We start from the raw sequence: 19,929 nt of genomic DNA, 5'->3' as shown, positions 1-19,929 counted from the left end.
ATTCAGGAAGCACGCCCCAAGGGAGTCGAGAATGACGGGCCAAGGCAGCAGCCAGGAGAGCAGGGCCCGTCCGGGCCAGCGCCGGATCGCGCAATGGATGCGCGACTATGCGCGGTTGCCCGGTATTCCCGACGAATATGTCGGCGAGGACGGTGCGCCCCGCGCGGCGTGGAGCCGCTTCTTCGATGCCTTTGCGGCGCTTTCGCCCGTTGATATCGAGCGGCGCTTCGCCTCCGCCGACCGGCATTTGCGCGAGGCCGGCGTCACCTATCGCGCGCCGGGCGAGACTGCCGACCGGCTGTGGCCGCTGAGCCATCTGCCGCTGATCATCGACGAGGCCGATTGGCAGCAACTGACCACGGGCATCGCGCAGCGCGCCCAATTGTTCGAAATGGTACTGCGGGATCTCTATGGCGAGGGCCGGCTGGTCGCCGATGGCGCGGTGCCTGCGGCCGCGATCGCCGGCAGCACCGAATATCTGCGGGCGGTTTGCGGCGTCAAACCGCCGGGAAACCGTTATTTGCATTTTTATGCGGCCGATGTCGGCCGCGGCCCTGACGGGCGCTGGTGGGTGCTCAACGATCGCACCCAGGCGCCATCAGGCGCCGGCTACGCGCTGGAAAACCGCCTGGTGCTGTCGCGCGCCTTTTCCAGTCTCTACAAGTCGATGAATGTCGAGCGCGTGGCGCCGTTCTTCGAAGCGTTCCGCGATTCGCTGCGCGCCAGCGCCGATCGCGACGAGCCGCGGATCGGGTTGCTGACGCCGGGCGCGTTCAGCGAAACCTATTTCGAACACGCCACGCTGGCGCGCTATCTCGGCTTCCTTCTGGTCGAGGGCGACGATCTTGCCGTCAGCGGCGACCGCGTCCATATCCGCACCGTCGCCGGCCTGAAGCGGCTCGATGTGTTGCTGCGCCGGGTCGATTCCAATTTCCTCGATCCGCTGGAACTCGATGCATCGTCGCATCTCGGTGTGCCCGGCCTGATCGACGTGCTGCGCAAGAACGGCGTCGTCGTCGCCAACATGCCGGGCTCGGGCGTATTGGAGGCGCGGGCGCTGCTCGGATTCCTGCCGAGCCTGTGCCGGCGCTTGCTCGGTGAGAATTTGATCATGCCGCACATCGCGACCTGGTGGTGCGGCCAGAAATCCGCGCGCGAGGAAGTGCTGTCGCGGCTGGAGGATTTTGCCATCGAGGGCGCCTATGGCCGGGCCGTTCCGGGCTTTTCCAGCCATGGGCCTGTGCTCGCCGGCGAATTGCCGACCGCCGAACGCGACCGGCTCAGGCAGGCGATCACCGATCGCGGCATTGATTATGTCGGTCAGGAGCTGGTGCGGCTCTCGACGACTCCGGTGTGGGAGCAGGGCCGGATCACGCCGCGCCCGTTTGTGCTCAGGGTATTTGCCGCGGCAACGCCCCAGGGCTGGACGATCCTGCCTGGCGGCTTCTGCCGGATCGCTGACGAGCCCGATGCCCGTGCAGTATCGATGGGCGATGGCGCGCGGTCGGCGGATGTCTGGGTGGTGTCTGACAAGGCGGTATCGGCTTCCACGCTGTTGCCCGGCGCTGACACCGTGCGGATCAGGCGGATCGCGGGGGTGGTGCCAAGCCGCGCCGCGGACAATCTGTTCTGGCTCGGCCGCTACCTCGAGCGCGCCGAGGCGACGCTGCGGCTGATCCGTGCGCTCGGCACCTCGACGCGTGATCCCATCAAGGGAGCATCAACCGCGCTGCATTCGGTCGAGCGCATCCAGCGAATTCTGGTGACCTGGGGCGCCACCTCGCAGGCGACGCGGACCAACCCCGCGCGGGTGATCGCCGAAGCGCTGCAAAGCGAGGAGAAGTTCGGCTCGGCCCTGTCGCTGGTGCGATCGGTGCAACGGACCGCGAGCTCGTTGCGCGAGCGGCTTTCGCCCGACGCCTGGCAGATCATCACCGAGATGGTCGAGCGCCTCGCGTTGCAGGTCGACGACGATGACAGCATCGTCAGCGCCGCCGAACTGACGCTGCAGGAGCTGGCGAGCCTTGCCGGGTTGGCGCAGGAGAACATGAACCGCGCCGCCGGCTGGCGCTTCCTCGACATGGGCCGCCGCGCCGAGCGCGCCATCAACACCGTGCGTTTTGCGCGGCAGTTTGCCTACGACGAAGCCGGCGAGGAAGACCTCGATGTGCTGCTGACGCTGGTGGATTGCCAGATCACCTATCGTTCGCGCTATCTGGTCGGTCCGGCGCTGGCGCCGGTGCGCGATCTCGCGGTGCTCGATCCTTATAATCCGCGCTCGGTCGCGTTTCAGGTCGCGGCGCTGAACGATCACATCGCCGCACTGCCGAGCCTGAAGGAGCACGGCCTGATCGAGCGGCCGCAGCGGCTGGCGGTGGCATTGCAGGCGACGCTGACGACAGCCGAAGCCGCAACGCTTGATGTCAAGAGCCTGTTCGCGCTGGAGCAGGACCTGCTCAACCTGGCTGACGCCATCGGCCTGCACTACTTCCCGCACGGGCCCAATGCGAGCCGCCCGGAGAAGCTCACGGGACTCGCGTGATCTACGATATCCGTCACGTCACGACATACGCTTACGAGAGCCCGGTGAGTTTTGCGCGGTGCTCGCTGCGGCTGGAGCCGCGGAGCGGCGACGGACAACAACTGATCTCGCACTCGGTCGAGATCCGGCCGCGGCCGGCCGAGCGCACGGTGCGGCACGATTTTTTCGGAACACATACCGAGAGTGTGCTGATCGAGACCGCGCATCGCAACCTGCGGATCGATTCCCGCTCGCGGGTTTCGGTGTCGCGCAAGGTGCCGGCGCGCAATGCGCCGAGCCGGTCATGGGAAGATATCCGCGATGTGGCTTTCGAGGCCACCAGTCTCGGCCCTGCCTCGCCGATCGGATATGTCTTTGCGAGTTCGCTGGTGCCGGTGCTGGCACCGCTTACCGCCTATGCTGCGCCAAGCTTCCCGCCGGGCGGCGGCATCCTCTCAGGCGCCGCCAGCCTGATGCACCGGATCCGCAACGATTTCAGGTACGATTCCAAGGCCACGGTAATCTCGACGCCGCTCAGGGAAGTGTTCGAGAAGCGCCACGGCGTCTGCCAGGACTTCGCCCATGTGATGATTGCGGGCCTGCGCGGGCTTGGCCTGCCGGCGGCCTATGTCAGCGGCTATCTTCGCACCATTCCGCCAGCCGGCCAGCCGCGCCTGCAAGGCGCCGACGCCAGCCATGCCTGGGTTTCGCTCTGGTGTGGCGCCGAGCTCGGCTGGATCGGGTTCGACCCGACCAACGACCTGCTGGTCGAGAACGACCACGTCATCCTGGCGGTGGGACGGGACTTCTCCGACGTCTCGCCGGTCGACGGAATCATCGTCGGATCGCGCAAGCAGAAGCTCAGCGTCGCCGTCGACGTGCTGCTGGTGGAGTGAGGCGGGATTATCTCCCGCGCCCGGACTTCTTAACAACCGGTTATCCTGCCGCAGCATTAAGCCGCGCCAATCTCCGCTGCACTACGGATAGGCAGCTTAACGGAAGCTTTGCTCTTTTGCCGCCATCCTGACGTGCGCGGAACCGCGCCTGCAAGTCCAACCCACATAGCCGGGAGACAATCGTGAACAATTGGTCAACAAAGCCGTTCGTTTCTGCCGTGGCAGCCATGCTCGTTCTCGGAGGCGTCGCCAGTGCGGGCGGTGGAGCGAACAAGGACGAAGCCGTCGCCATGGTCAAACAGGCGGTCGCCTTCATCAAGGAGCAGGGCGTCGAAAAGGCGTATCCGGAGATCACCAACAAGGCCAGCAAGTTCCGTGATCGCGATCTCTATGTCGTGGTCTATCAGCTTGACGGCAAAGTGCTGGCTCACGGCTCGAACGAGAAATTCGTCGGCAAGGACCTGATCGATGCACAGGACGTCGACGGCAAGCTCTACGTCAAGGAGCGCGTCGAACTCGCCGCCAAGCAGGCCTCATTCTGGCAGGATTACAAATTCGTCAATCCGGTGAGCAAGAAGGTCGAGCCGAAGGAAATGTACTGCGAGAAGCTGGACAACACGGCTGTCTGCGCAGGCGTCTACAAGCTCTGACCAGCGTTTGCGTTGTTGTGCGGCGATCGCCGCACTGAAGGGGTGACATGCTCGGCTGGATCAAGAACATTGGTCTTTCGTGGAAAGTCCAGCTCGCGCCGGCTTTCCTGATCCTCGTCCTGATCGGGCTCGGCGCCTATGCGTTGCAAACGTTGCGGTCGAATCAGGCCGCCGTCGATGCGCTGGTGTCCGGCCCGGTGCGGCAATCGGAGCTGGCCAACGATCTCACCACCACGGTGTGGACGGCGCACGCCAAGCTCTATCGTCTTGCTGCCACCGCAGCCAACGAAAAGGACGAGAAGAAAATAGCTGCGGTCGCCAAGGAAGCTTCCGCAGCGGCCGGCAAGATTTCCGACGCGCTGAAGGCCGTCGAAGGCATCAAGGACGGGGTCGGCTCGGAGACTTTCGACAAGCTGAAAGCTGGCGTCGCAGGCTATCTCAAGCAATCGAAAAACGCGATCGAGATGGCCGACGGCGACGCCGGCTCGGCGCTGATATTCATCAAGGGCGCGGAACGCAACTTTGCCGTCATCGAAAAGCTGGCCGACGACCTGATCACACATAGCAGCGAGAGCAAGGATCGGGAGATTGCCCGTGCCGGGATCAAGCTCGAGCAACAGCAGATGACGCTGACGGCGGCCCTGCTGGCGGTTGCACTTGCCGGTATCCTCGTTTCGTTTCTGATCGGCCGGAGCATTTCCCGCCCGGTCGTGGCGATGTCGAAGGCGATGCGCGAACTGGCGGGCGGGAATTTCGAGGTCCAGCTACCGGGCCTCGAGCGCCGCGATGAAGTCGGCCAGATGGCGCATGCAATCCAGGAATTCAAGGTGCAGGCGATTGCCAAAGCCGAACGCGAGACGGCTGAGCGCGAAGAAAAGAACCGCGAGCTGGCAGCCGCCCGCCGCACCGAGCTGCACAATCTGGCCGAAAGCTTCGAGATTGCGGTCGGCGATATCGTCGAAAATGTCGGCTCGGCGTCGGCCGAGCTGGAAACCTCCGCAGCCGTGCTGACCAACAGCAGCGCCGCCACCCAGGAGCTCTCCACCGTCGTCGCCGCAGCTTCGGAGGAAACCTCCACCAACGTGCAATCGGTCGCGTCCGCCACCGAGGAAATGGCCAGCTCCGTCAATGAAATCGGCAGACAAGTCGCGAACTCCAACAGGATCGCCAACGAGGCGGTGGTTCAGGCGCAAAAGACCGACGCCCGGATTGCGGAATTGTCTGATGCCGCGAACCGTATCGGCGACGTCACCAAATTGATCACCACGATTGCCGAGCAGACCAATTTGCTGGCGCTCAACGCGACCATCGAAGCCGCCCGTGCCGGCGACGCCGGCCGAGGCTTTGCGGTGGTTGCCCAGGAGGTCAAGACGCTCGCCACGCAGACCGCCAAGGCCACCAGCGAGATTTCCACCCAGATCGCCGGGATGCAGGCGGCGACCCAGGATTCGGTGCTCGCTATCAAGGAAATCAGCGGCACCATCGGCAGGGTTTCCGAAATCGCGGCAGCGATTGCTGCCGCTGTCGAAGAGCAGGGCGCGTCGACCCAGGAAATCGCCCGCAACGTGCAGCAGGCGGCGGTGGGCTCGACCCAGGTCGCGACCAGCATCGCCGACGTCAACCGTGGCGCCGGTGAAATCGGCACGGCGTCGTCACAGGTGCTGGCCTCAGCGCAATTGCTCTCCAACGAAAACAAGCGCCTCAAGGCCGAGGTGGGCAAGTTCCTCGCGACCGTGCGGTCGGCTTAGGCCGTAGATCCAAGAATCGAGATTGGTGAACGTGGCTTGATCCATGTCCGCTTGGCAGCGCTTTGCGGATTCAAGTCGGACATCGCCCCAGGTCCGGAACGTGCCACCTCCGGACATTCCTCGGAGCTGCAGTCGTCGGCCTACGGATGGGACGCCAATGGGTCGTGGCGGCGCACTTACTGCCGACCGAGCAGCGAGGTCGGTCAATCACACTGACTTGCTTTATCCGTTCAACGGAGTGAAGCGCCACCTATTCTCAGGCGTATCAGGTCGTGTAGAATGTGGTTGCCTTGAAGCGGGATGTGCCGAAATCACCGTTCGGGGCAAACGAGCAGCACTGGTGCCATCGGCAGGCACGCTCTCTGAAGAGACCGACCCCTTTTTCGGTTTCGCACCACCATTCACATTGCATGAATGCGCGCGCTGCTTCTGCGGCGGCTCGTTGCATAACCTCAGGAGAAAAGCAATGAAGATCGATCGAAGGTCAGCATTGGGAATTGGGTTGGCAGCGGCTTCGGCGGCTATGATGAAGCCCGCCGCTGCTCAAACCACGGGCTACAAGGATGCGACGCCGTGGCCTGGTGTCGTAGTGCGCGCCTATGATGGCGAGACACCATCCATCATCCCCGGTTTTAAGACCGTATCGATGCGCGATGTCATTATGCAACCGGGATCGAAGACTATGGGTCCTCCGATGGAGAATGCCATGGTCTGCCATATCACTGAAGGGGAGATGCGGATCGAGCAGGAGGGAAAGACCTTTACGGGCAAGAAGAACTATGTCTGGACCTGCAACAAGAACACAAAAGAGCAGGTGTACAACGATGGGAACGTGGTCGCAATCATGCGGATCACGGACCTGAAGGCTTAAGGCTCGTTTGTTCGTAAGAGACCAATTGCTGGTGCGGATGGCGTACTTGATGAGGCGCCATCCGCGCTGAATGTAGACCGCCAATGGGGTTGTCATTTAGCACACGGGCTGCCCTAAAACGTGCAAGAAGGCGCCGCTGCCGAGTGTCTTATTTGGGTCATTCGCGTTGCTCTGACGGTTGGCTGGCCACTTCCGATCCACCCCAATCAGCGGACGTTCGCAGGGTACGTCGGCAAGTATCAAACGTGCCAAACAAGAGACACATGCGGGCAGCATCTTAATTCGTTATCCGCCCGAATTCCGGGGGAGCCGGTCGGCATCCCCCGGAAGGATTTTCGGGATCAGCCGGCATATGCCTTGTCGAGGTCGGCGATGACGATCTTTTGCATCTTCAGCATGGCCTGCATGGCGCGATCGGCCTTCTTGCGATCGGGATCGCTCAGATAGCGGCCGAGGGCCGTGGGCACAACCTGCCAGGACAGGCCGAATTTGTCCTTGAGCCATCCGCACTTCGATTCCTCGCCGCCATCGGCGGTCAGTCTGTTCCAGAAGTAATCGACCTCTTCCTGGCTCTCGACGCTGATGAAGAAGGAGACCGCCTCGTTGAACTTGTATTTTGGGCCGCCATTTAGGGCATTGAACCTCTGCCCCTCCAGTTCGAAGGTCGCCATGAAGTCATTGACGGTTTCGACCTTTGCATTGGGAAATACCGATTTGTAGAAGGCGACAGCCTCGGGGACGTTGTTATCGAACCAGAGGAACGGCGTGATGGAGGTCATTGACGGATGTCCTTGTTGGTGGGGTCCAATGAGCCGGTTTCCTTTGCGTGGGCTCGCCCGAGGACGAACGGGGGGACGAGAGTCCGACAAGGGGGGTGATTTATTTGTCGATCGATTTCGCGGTGCGCCGAGGCGCAATGATCGGCGTGTCGGCATATTCAGTGCCGATCCGATGCCTTGGCGAACTTTCCGGAGCCCGATTTTGTGGACGCCTCACACTCTGGCGCAAGCCTGAGATGCCGTCCGCTTAGGTGCCGGTTCGCCGCGCCGGCTCGGAGGAATCCGCACGCAGGTTGCGGAAGAATTTCTCGACCTCGCGCGACAGCGTCTCGGCCGTAGCCGTCAGTTCGCTGGATACGGTGAGGACCGAAGTCGCCGCCGCGCTCGTCGTGCCCATGGCGTCGCTGAGCGAGCCGATATTGACGACCAGCGTGCCGTTGCCCTGCGCCGCCAGTTGCGCGTTGACCGAGATCTCGCGGGTCGCCGCATCCTGCTGATCGATCGCGCTGGCAATGATGGAGGTCACCTCGTTGATCTCGCGCACCGCATTGCCGATTTCGCGAACCGCTTCGACGGAGGTTTTGGTCGACGTCTGGATCAGGCCGACGTTCTGGCCGATTTCGGCGGTCGCCTTGGCAGTCTGTTCGGCCAGTGCCTTTACCTCGTGGGCGACCACGGCAAAGCCGCGGCCGGCGTCACCGGCGCGGGCGGCTTCGATCGTTGCGTTGAGCGCGAGAAGGTTGGTTTGCTCGGCGATCGCCTGGATCAGGCTGAGCACGCCGTCGATGCGCTGGGTCGCAGCCGCAAGCCCCTCGATTTCGGCGACCGATTTCTCGGTGCGCTGGCCGGCCTGCTCGACTGCGCTGGCCGACTGGCGCACCTGGCGGCCGATTTCCTCGACGGAAGCGGACAGCTCCTCGGCGGCGCTGGCGACGGCGGAAACGTTGCTGGAAGCCTGCTCGGTCGCGCCGGAGGCGGCCACCGCCCGCCCGCTGGCATCCGATGCGACGCTGGCGATGGTCTGCGCGGTGCCGCGCATCGAGGTCGCATTGTCGGTGACCGCGCGCAGCACGCCGCCGATCGCTTCGCGGAAGGCGTCGACCGAGGCTTCGATGTGACGGGTGCGCTCGTCGCGCGCTTTCGAGTCCTCCAGCACCTGCGAATTGAGGTTGCGGTTGCGGTCCATCGCTTCCTGGAAGACACTGATCGCACGGGCCAGCGCGCCGATCTCGTCGGCGCGGCCGGTATGCGGAACCTCGACGCCTTCGGCGCCGTCGGCGACCTGCTTGATGGTCGCGGTGATAACCGAGAGCGGGCGGGCGATCGAACGGGCGATGATCAGCACGCCGATAACGACCACCGCCAGCGCTATGACACCGAGGCAGGTCAGCACAAAGGCCATCGTGTGATTGGTGTCGGTCTGCTGCGCCAGCCTCTTGCTGCGTTCGGCGTAGACCTTAGACAGGGCCTCGAGATCCTTGTTCAGCGCCGTGCGTACTTGGCGGTTGGCGTCGTTGTCGCCCCATTCGCGGCCTGCCGCCGCATTGATCTCGACCCCTCGGCGAACCAGCTCCTTGCGGAAGTCGACGAACTGTTCAATGCGCTTCTTGAAGGTGGCGAACTGCTGGGCGTCGTCAGCCTGGACCAGTGTCTCCCAGTTCTTGACGACCTCGAGAATGCGTTCGTTGAACTTGAGCAAGCCGTCGCCGAATTTCTTCACGACGGCGGGCTCGGTCGACATGTAGACGCCGCGCGATTCCATCACGACGGCATAGACAAGCGAATTGATGCGCTCGACGTTGAGCGCGGCGCGGCTGGCAGTCGAGACCGCTTCGGTGAGTTCGGCATTCTGACGGGTGTTGTAATCGGACAAGGCGGTGATGGCGGCAACCAGAACCGCGAACAGAGCGAAGATCGAGTACAACTTGGCTGCAAGCGAAAACCGGGATGCCATGGTGCCACCAAAAATGAGTTAGGGATTCTACAACCGGCGCTCCACAGCGGATGGGTGTGTGCAGTCGGTATCTGCAAATTGTGCTAAATTTTGATGGACAATTTCTTAATCCGAGAAACTATAAATTATGCAAATAGCGGAAGATTATATAGCAATTTCAATGTGTTGTATCGTTGATGGCATGCCATGTCGCCGGGAAAATTTGGCATTTCTGCACGACCGAAACGGGCCCTGATATACCGGTGCAATTGGAGGTGGCCGTTGGCGGCCGGCGCCGGGTGCCACCCGCCAAGACGAAACGGGGCCGCCGTGACGGCGCAACCCGTCCAATCCTACGGGTGCGGTCCTCGATCCGAGACGGGTAACGCCACCAATGAAAGGGCCGTACCCATTGCCGCAAGCGGGCACGTGTTTCCGAAGGGCGGTCCGCATCGGGCAAACACCTGTCGCACGAATCAAGCTAGACAGTGGGCACGGCGACGGAAACTGGTCGAACTCGTCTTGTCGGGGCGGCAAGCGCGCAACCCTTAAGCCATCGCTCGATTCATCACGCGACGCCTGTTGCCACAAGGCGACGCGCCACTTCGATTGTAGGCAAGAATGGGGACTTAATGGCTCAAAGTGCCGCCTTGCCGGGCAACGTCGATCTCTATCTTCACATCCGCGTACTGGTTGCCATCATCCTCGGGCTCAGCGTCACGCGCTTGGTCAGCGGCGTTGCGGCATTGATCCAGCATCCCGGCCGCTACCCGATCTGGTCAGTTCATCTGGGCTGGGTCGCCTGGGCGCTCATGAACGTGGTCACATTCTGGTGGTGGGAGTTTCGGCTGAGCTTCGTCCAGCACTGGACGTTTGTCATGTACGCCTTCATCTGCGTTTACGCATCGATGTACTATTTCCTGAGCGCTCTGCTTTTCCCCCAGGACCCTCGATGAATATAAGGGTTATCAGGACTACTTTCTTTCCCGCCGCCGCTGGTTCTTTGGCTTTCTGGCGTTGACGGAAGCGCTCGATGTGGTCGACACCTTGATAAAGGGCGAAGACCATCTGCGATCGCTGGGACTAGAGTATCTCCCGCGGATCGGCGTATTCGTATTGCTGTGCGCGGTGGCTGCGGTAACGCGTAATCTCCGGTTCCATGCGCTGTTCGTGTTCGCCGCGTTCGTTTATGAGCTAAGCTTTTTCAGCCGCTATTACGGCACGCTGAACTAGCCGGAGGCGGGTGGCTGCGGCCATGCCGCACTCGGAAAATGGACTCGGCTCGTCTTCCACACTGTCGCGCGCGTGGTGATAGGATAGCGCGGCAACGGAGCAGATACGGGCGCAGGAAAGTCAGCATGGTCTATCGCCAGGTCATCGGTGCAACCTCCTATGCGTTCGACGATTTGCGCGCGCTGCTCGCCAAGGCGACGCCGCCGCGGTCCGGCGATCGTCTTGCCGGCGTCGCGGCCGAAAGCGCGGAACAAATGATCGCGGCGCGGATGGCGCTGGCCGACATGCCGCTCAAGCAATTCCTCAACGAGGCGGTGATCCCCTACGAGGACGACGAGGTCACCCGGCTGATCCTCGATACCCATGAGGCGCAGGCCTTTGCGCCGATTTCCTCGCTGACCGTCGGCGGCTTCCGCGACTGGCTGTTGTCCGATGCGGCAACCAGCGAAACGCTCAACAAGGTTTCGCGCGGAATCACGCCGGAAATGGCCGCCGGCGTTTCGAAGCTGATGCGCAACCAGGATCTGATCCTGGTCGCCAAAAAATGCGCCGTGACTTCTGCCTTTCGCAATACCATCGGCCTGAAGGGGCGGATGAGCGTGCGGCTGCAGCCCAACCATCCCTTCGACGACGCCAAGGGCATTACCGCTTCGATCCTCGACGGCATCTTGCTTGGATCGGGCGACGCCTGCATCGGCATCAACCCGGCCAGCGACGATCCGGCTATCATCGGCGAGTTGTTGCGCCTGCTCGACGGCATCATCTCGCGGCTGCAGATCCCGACCCAGGCCTGCGTGCTCACCCATGTGACCACGACGCTCGGATTGATCGGGCAGGGTGCTCCGGTCGACCTGGTGTTCCAGTCGATCGCGGGAACGCAGGCTGCCAACCGCAGCTTTGGCGTCGATCTCGCGCTGTTGCGCGAGGCGCGTGAGGCGGGACTGTCGCTTCGCCGCGGCACGGTCGGCGACAACGTGATGTATTTCGAGACCGGGCAGGGCTCGGCGCTCTCGGCCAATGCGCATCACAACGTCGATCAGCAAACCTGCGAGGCGCGGGCCTATGCGGTAGCGCGCGCGTTCGATCCGCTTCTGGTCAATAGCGTGGTCGGCTTCATCGGTCCGGAATATCTCTATGACGGCAAGGAAATCATCCGCGCCGGCCTCGAGGATCATTTCTGCGGCAAGCTGCTCGGCCTGCCGCTCGGTGTCGACGTCTGCTACACCAACCATGCCGAAGCCGACCAGGACGACATCGACAATCTCTTGACGCTGCTCGCTGCCGCCGGCGTCACCTTTATCATGGGGGTGCCGGGCGCCGACGATGTCATGCTGAACTACCAGTCGACCTCGTTCCACGACGCGCTCTACGTCCGGGACCTCTTCGGGTTGAAGCGGGCGCCGGAGTTCGACGATTGGTTGGTGCGCACCGGCCTTGCGGGTGCCGATTTCCGGCTTGCGGGCAGCGCGGGGCTGCTGCTGCCCGAATTTGCCTCGCGGCTGATCGCCTGAGCGCTGGCCTAAGGGCCGGAAGATTTCCTGCAACCAATTGAACCCACAATGAGTTAGGACCCACAACGAGTTAGAACTGGCTGTCACAATGTTGAAGAATTTCTGGCCCAGCTTTCAATGTCGTGCTTAAATTCATGTCAGCCTTGAGGAATTTTGATGAGAGCTGAAGGCATCGGAACGGTACGGCGTATCCTGTGCGTCTTTCCGCGCTATACCTCCTCTTTTGGCACATTCGAATACGCCTATCCCCTGACCGCCGGTGTCCAGGCCTTCATGCCGCCGCAAGGCCTGTTGCTTATCGCGGCCTATCTCCCGGCGGACTGGCCGGTTCGTTTTATCGACGAGAACATTCGCCCCGCGACCAAGGAAGATTTTGAATGGGCGGAGGCGGTGTTCGTCAGCGGCATGCATATCCAGCGCCAGCAGATGAACGACATCTGCCGCCGCGCGCATGCCTTCGACCTCGCGGTGGCGATCGGCGGACCGTCGGTGAGCGCGTGCCCGGACTACTATCCATCGTTCGACTATCTGCATGTCGGCGAACTCGGCGATGCCACCAACGAGCTGATCGCGCGGCTGGCGCGCGACCCATCACGGCCGGCGCAACAGGTCGTGCTGAAAACCAACGACCGCATTGCCATGAGCGACTTTCCGATCCCGGCCTATGAGCTGGCCGAAGTGAAGAAATATCTGCTCGGCAGCATCCAGTATTCGAGCGGTTGTCCCTATCAGTGCGAATTCTGCGACATCCCCGGCCTCTATGGCCGCAACCCGCGCCTGAAGACCCCGCAGCAGATCGTCGCCGAGCTGGACAGGCTGCGCGAATGCGGCATGACCGACACGATCTATTTTGTTGACGACAATTTCATCGGCAATCGAAAAGCGACGCTCGATTTGCTGCCGCACCTCGTCGAGTGGCAGAAGCGAACCGGCTACGTCACGCGGCTCGCCTGCGAGGCGACGCTCAACATCGCCAAGCGACCCGAAATCCTGGCGCTTATGCGCGAGGCGATGTTCGTGACCGTGTTCTGCGGCATCGAGACGCCCGATCCCGACGCGCTGCATGCGATGCACAAGGACCACAACATGATGGTCCCGATCCAGGAAGGCATTCACACCATCAACTCCTATGGCATGGAAGTCGTCTCTGGCATCATCATGGGGCTTGATACCGACAAGCCCGGCACCGCAGATGCGCTGCTCGAATTCGTCGATGAATCGCGGATTCCGCTGCTCACGATCAATCTGCTGCAGGCGCTGCCGAAGACACCGCTATGGGACAGGCTGGAGCGCGAAGGCCGGCTCAATCACGACGACAGTCGTGACTCCAATGTAGAGTTCCTGCTGCCCTATGAGCAGGTGGTCGATTCCTGGCGCAGGTGCATGGAAGTCGCCTATCAGCCGGAAAAGCTGTACGCGCGCTACCAGTATCAATGCGACTACACCTATGCGCAGCGGATCAAGGTGCCGGTGGCGCCCGAGCAGAAGAGTTGGGCCAATATCAAGCGCGCCCTGATCATGCTCCGGAACATCTTCTGGAAGGTCGGCGTGCTCGGCGACTACAGAAAGGTGTTCTGGAAGTTCGCGCTGGGACGGCTCCGCTGCGGCGATATCGAGGGCTTGATTGGCTCGGCGACGATTGCGCACCATCTGATCGAATTCGCGCGCGCTGCCACCAGCGGCCGGCAGAACGCGTCGAATTATTCGATGCGGCTGCGTGAGGCGTCGGTTCCGGCCGAGTAGCAAGCCATGAAAACGCCGGCACCGCCGCCCCGCTCGCTCGACGCCTTGCGGGAACTGACGCCCGCGCGCGTCGGGCTCGGCCGTTCCGGCGCGAGCATGCCGACCGACGCGCTTCTCGCCTTCACACTCGACCACGCCCGCGCGCGCGATGCCGTGCATGCTGCTTTCGATGCTCAGCGCCTGGTTGGCGAATTGGCCGGCCTCGGCCTGCAGGTCGGCGAAGTCTCCAGCCAGGCGCGCAACCGCAGCGACTATTTGCGCCGCCCCGATCTCGGACGCATGTTAGACCTGGATTCGCGGCGCGCGCTGGAGAACCGAAGCGGCGGCGCGGGCGAGATTGTGATCGTGGTCGGCGACGGACTGTCGCCGGCGGCCGTCAATGGTCACGCCGTCGAACTGGTTCGCCATCTTGCGTCTCGCCTGACGGAGGCGGGAGTTAGGCTCGGCCATGTCGTGGTCGCATCGGGCGCGCGCGTGGCGCTCGGCGACGAGATCGGCGATGTGCTCGGCGCGCGGCTGGTGGTGATGCTGATTGGCGAGCGGCCCGGCCTGTCGGCGCCCGACAGCCTCGGCGCCTATCTGACCTTTGCGCCGCGCATCGGCCTCACGGATGAGAAGCGCAATTGCGTGTCCAACATCCACGGTGCAGGCCTGAGCTACGATGAAGCCGCCTTCAAGATCGCCTGGCTGGTGCGTGAAGGCATCGCGCGCCAGATTACCGGCGTGGCGCTGAAAGACGAAAGCGGAGCCGCGCTCATCTCCGCCCGGGCAGCGCTCCGCGCCGAGACGGAAGCGGAGAAGAAAAAGGACTGAGCGCCGCGTGACTTCAGGCGCGATCTTCACGCGTGGGCCGCTTCCCGAAAAGTTGACCGGACGCGGTTGCGCCACGCCATCGCGAGCGGCGTTGGCGTTATTAGCCGGAATGGCCCAAGGGGAGCCCGGCGGGTGTGGCAAATCAGAGACTTAACGCGCATTTTCGTCATCTTCTTGCCGATTTGCCGTCCCGCGCATGCTTGCCGGATGGGGTTCGGCCCTGTAAAACGGCGCCGGTTAATTTACCGCGTGATTTCAAGGGCTAGCGCCGATCGAATAGGGCCGTCAAAGCCGCATTCGCGCCGCCAAGCTGCATAAATAAACCAAGCTGCACATACAGGCCGACGTGAGAACTGGACAGGGTATGCTCGACAAGAACTCCGAAAGTCACGTCCACGTCGAAGCCATCGAGGAGCCGCCGCCGGGCAAGAGCATCGCCTTCGGGCTCGAGCGCATGGGCCTGATCGCGGTCAAGGCGCCGATCGTGTCCATGATCATTCTCGTCGCGCTGATCGTGGCTGCGCTCTTCGGTATCGAGCGGATCAAGATCGACGACTCGCTGAGCCAGTTGTTCCGCTCCGATTCCAAGGACTACAAGCAATATGAGGCTGTGACCAAGCGCTTCCCGGCGACCGAATTCGACGTGCTGGTCGTGGTAGAGGGCAAGACGCTGCTGGCCCGCGAGAACCTCGAAAAGATCCGCGACATGGTCACCGACCTGCAACTGATCGAGGGCGTGCGCGGTCTGGTCTCGCTATTCTCGGCGCGTCAGGCGCCGGAGCCCGGCAAGTTGCCGGCCGCGCTGTTCCCGCCCGAACTGCCGCAAGGCGCCGCCTACGACAAGTTCGCCGAGACCGTCAAATCGAACGAAATCATTCGCGGCAAGCTGCTATCGGAGGACGGCACGCTGGCGCTGATCGTGCTGTCGCTGGAGCCGAAGGTCGTTTCCTCCAACGAACTCGGCACGGTAGTCGGCGAAATGCGGAAGATCATGGCCGAGGATCTCGCCGGCAGCGGGCTCAATGCGCAGCTTTCCGGCGTTCCCGTCATGCAGCTCGAGATCCGCAACGCGGTCAAGCGCGACGGGCTGACCTACAACATCCTCGGCATTCTCGCCGGCTGCATCATCGCGATCATCTTCTTCCGCAAGGTATCGTTCATGGTGGTCGCGGCTTTCCCGCCGATCATCGCGATCCTGCTCGCGCTCGGCAGCCTCGGCTGGGCCGGCTTCAATCTCAACATGTTCCTGAACGTGATGACGCCGCTCATCATGGTGATCAGCTTCTCGGACTCGATGCAGTTAACGTTCGCGGCGCGCGACCGCCTGATCGCGGGCCAGGACAAATTAACCGCGTTCACCAATGCCGTGCTGGTGGTGGGGCCGGCCTGCGTGCTGACCCACGGCACCGCCGGCATATCCTTCATCGCCCTGCAATTCTCCGATTCCGAACTGATCCGAAAGTTCGGCGAGGCCGGACTTGCCGCCACCATCATCGCGCTGGTGGCCGTGCTGTCGCTGGTGCCGGTGTTCGGCGTGCTGTTTGTCCGCAACGAGAAGATTTTCGCGGTCAAATTCCAGAGCGCGGACGCCGGGGTGCAGGCGCTGCGCAATTTCTGTTACTGGATCGCGGTGCGCATGGTCGGCCGCCCCGGGCTGTTCAGCCTGCTCGCGTTGCTGCTCGTCGCCGGCCTCGGCTTCATCTACGCCACGCTGGAGCCGCGCTATCGCCTCGCCGATCAGGTGCCGGACAAGCGGCAGGCGGTGGCGGCTTCGGGCCGGCTGGACGCCAAGCTTACCGGCGCCAATCCGATCGACGTGCTGATCGAATTCCCCAAGGGTGCGTCGCTCTACGCGCCGGATACGTTGAAGACGATCGCCGACGTTCACGCGATGGTCGAGAAATCGGCAGGCGTCGGCAATGTTTGGTCGCTGGAGACGCTGCGCCGCTGGCTCGCCGACAAAGCCGGCGCAACCGATGTCGCGACGCTGAAGGAATATGTCAGCGTGATTCCGGAGCATCTGGTCCGCCGCTTCATCTCGGCCGATCAGGATGCGGTGGTGGTGTCGGGCCGCGTTCCCGATCTGGATTCCAGCGAGATCCTTCCCGTGGTCGACAAGCTCGACAAGGCGCTCGACAAGGTGCGATCAGAGCATCCAGGCTTCGAAATCGCCGTCACCGGCCTGTCGGCGATCGCCGCGCGCAACAGCGCCAACATGATCGAGAAACTCAATCACGGTCTGACGATCGAGTTCCTCATAGTTGCGATCTTCATCGGCCTCGCATTCCGATCGGTCGTGGTGATGTTCTCCTGCATCCTGCCCGGCATTTTCCCGGTGGTGGCGTCCGGTACGGTGCTGTGGATAATGGGCGAGGGGCTGCAATTCGCCAGCGTGGTCGCGCTGACGGTGTCGTTCGGCCTGGGGCTAAGCGCCACCATCCACTTCCTCAACCGGCTGCGGCTGGAGAGCAAGCCCGGCGTCGGCTCGGCGCTGGCGGTCGAGCGCGCCACCGTGCTGGTCGGTCCGGCGCTGATTCTGACCACGGTGGTGCTGGCCTGCGGCCTCGTCGTCACCGTGTTCTCCGACCTGCCGTCGTTGCGGCTGTTCGGCTGGCTCAGCGCGTTCTCGATGATTGCGGCCCTGGTCGCGGATCTCTTCATCCTGCGTCCGACCTCGATGTTCCTGATCAATCTGTCGGAAAAGATTCGCGGCGTCAGCCACGCCAAGCCGGCGGAATAACAAGCGCTATTGAAAAACGAGGGCTGCTGGCCAACGGCTTGTCGAAGAGAGGCTGAGGAATGACGTCTGCGGGATTAGCTGCTCGCCCTGCGGCGGATGCTGCCGCCTATCGCGCGGTCGAACACATCTATCATTCCTACCTTACTGGCCTGATCCTGATGCTGGCCTCACGGGCTGGCGCGCCGCGCGCGGCCGAGGTGGTGTTCCGCACCTTCCGGCGGCAGCAACTGGCGCGCTTTCTTCCCGGATTGAAGAAGCTCGGCCTCGACCGGCTTCCGCATGCGGTCGCGTGTGCCCAGTATCACTATCTCTCGAATCAGGTCGGCGGCGTGAAGGTCGAGTACGTCTACGAGAGCGACAGCAAGGCCTGGGTGCGTTATCCGCCGCCACGCTGGATCTGGTCCGGCACCGCCATTTGCGGAATCCCCTCCGAAGTATCGCGGGCGATGCTGCGCGGATGGCACGCCAACAACGGCGTGGTGCTCGGCAATCCCCGGCTCGGCTTCGTCTGCACGGGGCAGACTGTCGACGGCCAGCCGGGGCTGGAGGGGTACTACAAGGAGTGGGATCGCGACCTCGCGCCCGAGGAGCGGCTGCAGTTTTCGCCCGGCGAGCGCTGTCCGCCGTTCCGGGCCGATCTCGCGCCGCGGCTGCCGGCGACGACATGGCCGGAGGAGCGGCTGCAGAAGGTGCTGCGCAATTATGCGATGGAGTACGTCACCTCGATCGTGCCGGAAACGATCAGGGTGTTCGGCCCGGAAGAGGGCGGCCATCTCGCCGGCGCTGCGGCGCGGCTCGTCGGGATGCACACCTTCGACGAAGTCGCTGCGCTGTTGGGTGGCGTCGAAGCGGGAGCGGCGGGTTTCGCCAAAGCCTTCGCACGGCTGGCGAGGGGGCAGGATGATGATGCGGAGCTGCAGATAGAAGGTTCAGGCGCGACGGTACGTCAGAGTTCGTGGCGCCTGATGGCGGAACGTGAAGCATTGTCGCCCGCGGCGTTCGACGCCTGGAACGAATTATGGGTGGGGGCAGCGCTCGCGCATGATCGCTTCATGCGCATCGAGGTAACGGAACGCCGCGACCGCGGCGACGCGCATTGGGGCTGGAAATTCGGCTGATCCAGCTTAGGTCGCCAAATGAAAACGGCAGCGCCGGGCGCTGCCGTTTCATGCTGTTTCGAAGGGCAGCGTCAGGTCCTCGACATCGTGATCTTGACGCCGCGGATCTCGCCCTTGGAGTCGATCTGCACACTCTGCTTGTTGCCGGTGGTACGCAGATTCAGGTTGGCCGCAAATCCCGACGCTTCGACGAACACCTCGATCTGGCCGCCGCCGGCGGTGCCCTGCAGATTGCCGAAGATATTCCGGCTCTTTTCGCTCCAGTTGCCGGAGATGCGGCCACCCTGGCTGGTGACGTCGCTCGACAGGTCGAACTTGTAGCTGTCGCTGGCGCAGTGCAGGTTTTGCTTCAGGCCGAGCCCGTTGGCGTTGACCTTGTAGTCGGCTTTGCAGCGGATGTTCTCGGTGGTGCCGTTGGAGAGCGCGACCGTGCCCGAGCCGCTCCAGTTTCCGTCAAAACCGGCAAAAGGGCCTCCCGCCTGGGCATGGCTTGCAGTGACCGACAACATAAGCGCGGCGCCGACGCCGGCCGCTGCGAGAGCCTGACCGAGCAAGCTGGAACCAAACAGTTTCATCGTGAGTTTTCCCCTCAAAATAGACGTTCTTTGCAAAGATACGTCTCGCCGCATCGAAGATTTAGTGTTCCTGCAGTATCTTAGGTTCAAATGACGGCGTGCTGTTTCCGGCGGTAGCGGCAGGAAAAAGGCCACAGGCGGCCGAGTGGAATCAAACATTCACATTAGCTCCGTCGGCGCAGCATCTAGCTTCGCGCTAGACCGTCTGCAAGAACCAATTTCCAAGAAAGTGTGGCAGAAATACACGTTAGATATCAGCCGGTTATTTACCGCGCTGAGATCGCCGTAAATTTAGCCGTATTTGCCATGCTTGTCCTGTGCACGTCGCTGCGTTACGCGGCACCTGCCATCCAAACAAAATCCACCCCGGCGATGCCGAAACGCAAATCGGGAACGGGATTTCATGCTGCCGAAATGAAGGAATACGATGCGTAAATCTCTCCTGGCCCTCACCTTGTTGTCGATGTCGGTCTCGTCGAATGTCGCCTTCGCCCAGCAAGCGCAGCGCAGCGGAACGGAGGAGGAGCAGAAGGCCTGTACCCGCGATGTGCAGAAGTTCTGCCGCCCGGTCATCGACCAGGGCGATCTCACGATCCTGGCGTGCCTCAAGGAACATCGGCCCAAGATCAGCGCGGCCTGCAACCAGGTTCTCAAGAACAACGGTCAGTAAGCCGCGGCTTTCACCCGCTAGTTATCGCGCCGGACCCGTTTCCGGCTCGGTCGCGGCTGCGACGGGTGCGCTAAATCTCATCGCATTGGTTTTGGCGGCGTCCCCTGCAAGGCCCTGCAAGGGGAGCA

At 62.6% G+C, this 19,929-nt stretch carries 16 protein-coding genes; 13 read left to right on the top strand and 3 right to left on the bottom strand.

Annotation, left to right across the window (positions count from 1 at the left end):
- Positions 1-31: 31 nt before the first annotated feature.
- The 5 genes from GWE18_RS18035 to GWE18_RS18015 all read left to right on the top strand — a co-directional run bounded on the left by GWE18_RS18035 (position 32) and on the right by GWE18_RS18015 (position 6,686).
- Positions 32-2,542, top strand: a complete 2,511-nt coding sequence (locus GWE18_RS18035) for a circularly permuted type 2 ATP-grasp protein (protein WP_275187047.1) — start codon at positions 32-34, stop codon at positions 2,540-2,542.
- Positions 2,539-3,417, top strand: coding sequence for a transglutaminase family protein (locus tag GWE18_RS18030; RefSeq protein WP_275187046.1), 879 nt, complete (start codon positions 2,539-2,541; stop codon positions 3,415-3,417). Before GWE18_RS18035 ends, GWE18_RS18030 begins: the two co-directional genes overlap by 4 nt.
- A 227-nt stretch (positions 3,418-3,644) precedes the next feature.
- Positions 3,645-4,067, top strand: a complete 423-nt coding sequence (locus tag GWE18_RS18025; protein ID WP_275187183.1) for a cache domain-containing protein — start codon at positions 3,645-3,647, stop codon at positions 4,065-4,067.
- Between the two features lie 47 nt (positions 4,068-4,114).
- Positions 4,115-5,815 (top strand): HAMP domain-containing methyl-accepting chemotaxis protein, encoded by a 1,701-nt coding sequence (locus GWE18_RS18020; RefSeq protein ID WP_275187045.1) that lies wholly within the window; start codon positions 4,115-4,117, stop codon positions 5,813-5,815.
- Positions 5,816-5,972: 157 nt separating this feature from the next.
- Positions 5,973-6,686 carry a hypothetical protein gene (locus GWE18_RS18015; RefSeq protein ID WP_275187044.1) on the top strand — a complete coding sequence of 238 codons (714 nt, stop codon included), beginning with the start codon at positions 5,973-5,975 and terminating at the stop codon, positions 6,684-6,686.
- A 341-nt stretch (positions 6,687-7,027) separates the two neighbouring features.
- On the opposite strand, the gene GWE18_RS18010 is transcribed toward GWE18_RS18015, so the two are convergent.
- Both GWE18_RS18010 and GWE18_RS18005 read right to left on the bottom strand, forming a co-directional pair.
- Entirely contained in the window at positions 7,028-7,465 is a 438-nt protein-coding gene (locus GWE18_RS18010; protein WP_275187043.1) for a VOC family protein, read from the bottom strand.
- 247 nt (positions 7,466-7,712) lie between these two features.
- A complete protein-coding gene (locus tag GWE18_RS18005; RefSeq protein WP_275187042.1) occupies positions 7,713-9,419 on the bottom strand; it encodes a HAMP domain-containing methyl-accepting chemotaxis protein in 1,707 nt (568 codons plus the stop codon).
- Between the two features lie 611 nt (positions 9,420-10,030).
- On the opposite strand from GWE18_RS18005, the gene GWE18_RS18000 reads away from it, so the two are divergent.
- From GWE18_RS18000 to GWE18_RS17970, 7 genes are all read left to right on the top strand, one after another.
- A complete protein-coding gene (locus GWE18_RS18000) occupies positions 10,031-10,354 on the top strand; it encodes a hypothetical protein (protein ID WP_275187041.1) in 324 nt (107 codons plus the stop codon).
- Positions 10,355-10,415: 61 nt separating this feature from the next.
- Positions 10,416-10,631, top strand: coding sequence for a hypothetical protein (locus GWE18_RS17995; protein WP_275187040.1), 216 nt, complete (start codon positions 10,416-10,418; stop codon positions 10,629-10,631).
- Positions 10,632-10,756: 125 nt separating this feature from the next.
- The gene (locus GWE18_RS17990; RefSeq protein WP_275187039.1) at positions 10,757-12,142 is read left to right on the top strand and encodes an ethanolamine ammonia-lyase subunit EutB; all 1,386 of its coding nucleotides are present in this window, start codon (positions 10,757-10,759) and stop codon (positions 12,140-12,142) included.
- Between the two features lie 156 nt (positions 12,143-12,298).
- Positions 12,299-13,885, top strand: a complete 1,587-nt coding sequence (locus tag GWE18_RS17985; protein ID WP_275187038.1) for a B12-binding domain-containing radical SAM protein — start codon at positions 12,299-12,301, stop codon at positions 13,883-13,885.
- Between the two features lie 6 nt (positions 13,886-13,891).
- A complete protein-coding gene (gene eutC, locus GWE18_RS17980) occupies positions 13,892-14,698 on the top strand; it encodes an ethanolamine ammonia-lyase subunit EutC (RefSeq protein WP_275187037.1) in 807 nt (268 codons plus the stop codon).
- A gap of 364 nt (positions 14,699-15,062) precedes the next feature.
- On the top strand, positions 15,063-17,438 hold the full coding sequence (locus GWE18_RS17975) for an MMPL family transporter (RefSeq protein WP_275187036.1): 2,376 nt from the start codon (positions 15,063-15,065) through the stop codon (positions 17,436-17,438).
- Between the two features lie 59 nt (positions 17,439-17,497).
- Entirely contained in the window at positions 17,498-18,556 is a 1,059-nt protein-coding gene (locus GWE18_RS17970; protein ID WP_275187035.1) for a hypothetical protein, read from the top strand.
- Between the two features lie 71 nt (positions 18,557-18,627).
- Here GWE18_RS17970 and GWE18_RS17965 read toward each other — a convergent pair whose 3' ends face one another.
- The gene (locus GWE18_RS17965; RefSeq protein ID WP_057849270.1) at positions 18,628-19,131 is read right to left on the bottom strand and encodes a hypothetical protein; all 504 of its coding nucleotides are present in this window, start codon (positions 19,129-19,131) and stop codon (positions 18,628-18,630) included.
- A 427-nt stretch (positions 19,132-19,558) separates the two neighbouring features.
- Between GWE18_RS17965 and GWE18_RS17960 the strand changes: the two genes are divergently transcribed.
- Positions 19,559-19,801: a cysteine rich repeat-containing protein gene (locus GWE18_RS17960; RefSeq protein WP_057849271.1), complete on the top strand. Its 243-nt coding sequence runs from the start codon at positions 19,559-19,561 to the stop codon at positions 19,799-19,801.
- The last annotated feature ends 128 nt before the right edge of the window (positions 19,802-19,929 follow it).

The organism is Bradyrhizobium sp. CSA112 (assembly GCF_029051645.1).
Taxonomy (GTDB): Bacteria; Pseudomonadota; Alphaproteobacteria; order Rhizobiales; family Xanthobacteraceae; genus Bradyrhizobium.
The sequence above is the reverse complement of the archived record's forward strand: the minus strand, read 5'-3'. Positions and strand labels throughout refer to the sequence as shown.

Excerpts from the sequence above, each read along its gene's own strand:
- GWE18_RS18025 (WP_275187183.1), top strand. The coding sequence starts at position 3,645 with ATGCTCGTTCTCGGAGGCGTCGCCAGTGCGGGCGGTGGAGCGAACAAG.
- GWE18_RS17965 (WP_057849270.1), bottom strand. The coding sequence starts at position 19,131 with ATGAAACTGTTTGGTTCCAGCTTGCTCGGTCAGGCTCTCGCAGCGGCC.
- GWE18_RS18015 (WP_275187044.1), top strand. The coding sequence starts at position 5,973 with ATGGGTCGTGGCGGCGCACTTACTGCCGACCGAGCAGCGAGGTCGGTC.
- GWE18_RS17985 (WP_275187038.1), top strand. The coding sequence starts at position 12,299 with ATGAGAGCTGAAGGCATCGGAACGGTACGGCGTATCCTGTGCGTCTTT.
- GWE18_RS17970 (WP_275187035.1), top strand. The coding sequence starts at position 17,498 with ATGACGTCTGCGGGATTAGCTGCTCGCCCTGCGGCGGATGCTGCCGCC.
- GWE18_RS18000 (WP_275187041.1), top strand. The coding sequence starts at position 10,031 with ATGGCTCAAAGTGCCGCCTTGCCGGGCAACGTCGATCTCTATCTTCAC.
- GWE18_RS17975 (WP_275187036.1), top strand. The coding sequence starts at position 15,063 with ATGCTCGACAAGAACTCCGAAAGTCACGTCCACGTCGAAGCCATCGAG.
- GWE18_RS18005 (WP_275187042.1), bottom strand. The coding sequence starts at position 9,419 with ATGGCATCCCGGTTTTCGCTTGCAGCCAAGTTGTACTCGATCTTCGCT.
- GWE18_RS18035 (WP_275187047.1), top strand. The coding sequence starts at position 32 with ATGACGGGCCAAGGCAGCAGCCAGGAGAGCAGGGCCCGTCCGGGCCAG.
- GWE18_RS18020 (WP_275187045.1), top strand. The coding sequence starts at position 4,115 with ATGCTCGGCTGGATCAAGAACATTGGTCTTTCGTGGAAAGTCCAGCTC.
- eutC (WP_275187037.1), top strand. The coding sequence starts at position 13,892 with ATGAAAACGCCGGCACCGCCGCCCCGCTCGCTCGACGCCTTGCGGGAA.
- GWE18_RS18010 (WP_275187043.1), bottom strand. The coding sequence starts at position 7,465 with ATGACCTCCATCACGCCGTTCCTCTGGTTCGATAACAACGTCCCCGAG.
- GWE18_RS17990 (WP_275187039.1), top strand. The coding sequence starts at position 10,757 with ATGGTCTATCGCCAGGTCATCGGTGCAACCTCCTATGCGTTCGACGAT.
- GWE18_RS17960 (WP_057849271.1), top strand. The coding sequence starts at position 19,559 with ATGCGTAAATCTCTCCTGGCCCTCACCTTGTTGTCGATGTCGGTCTCG.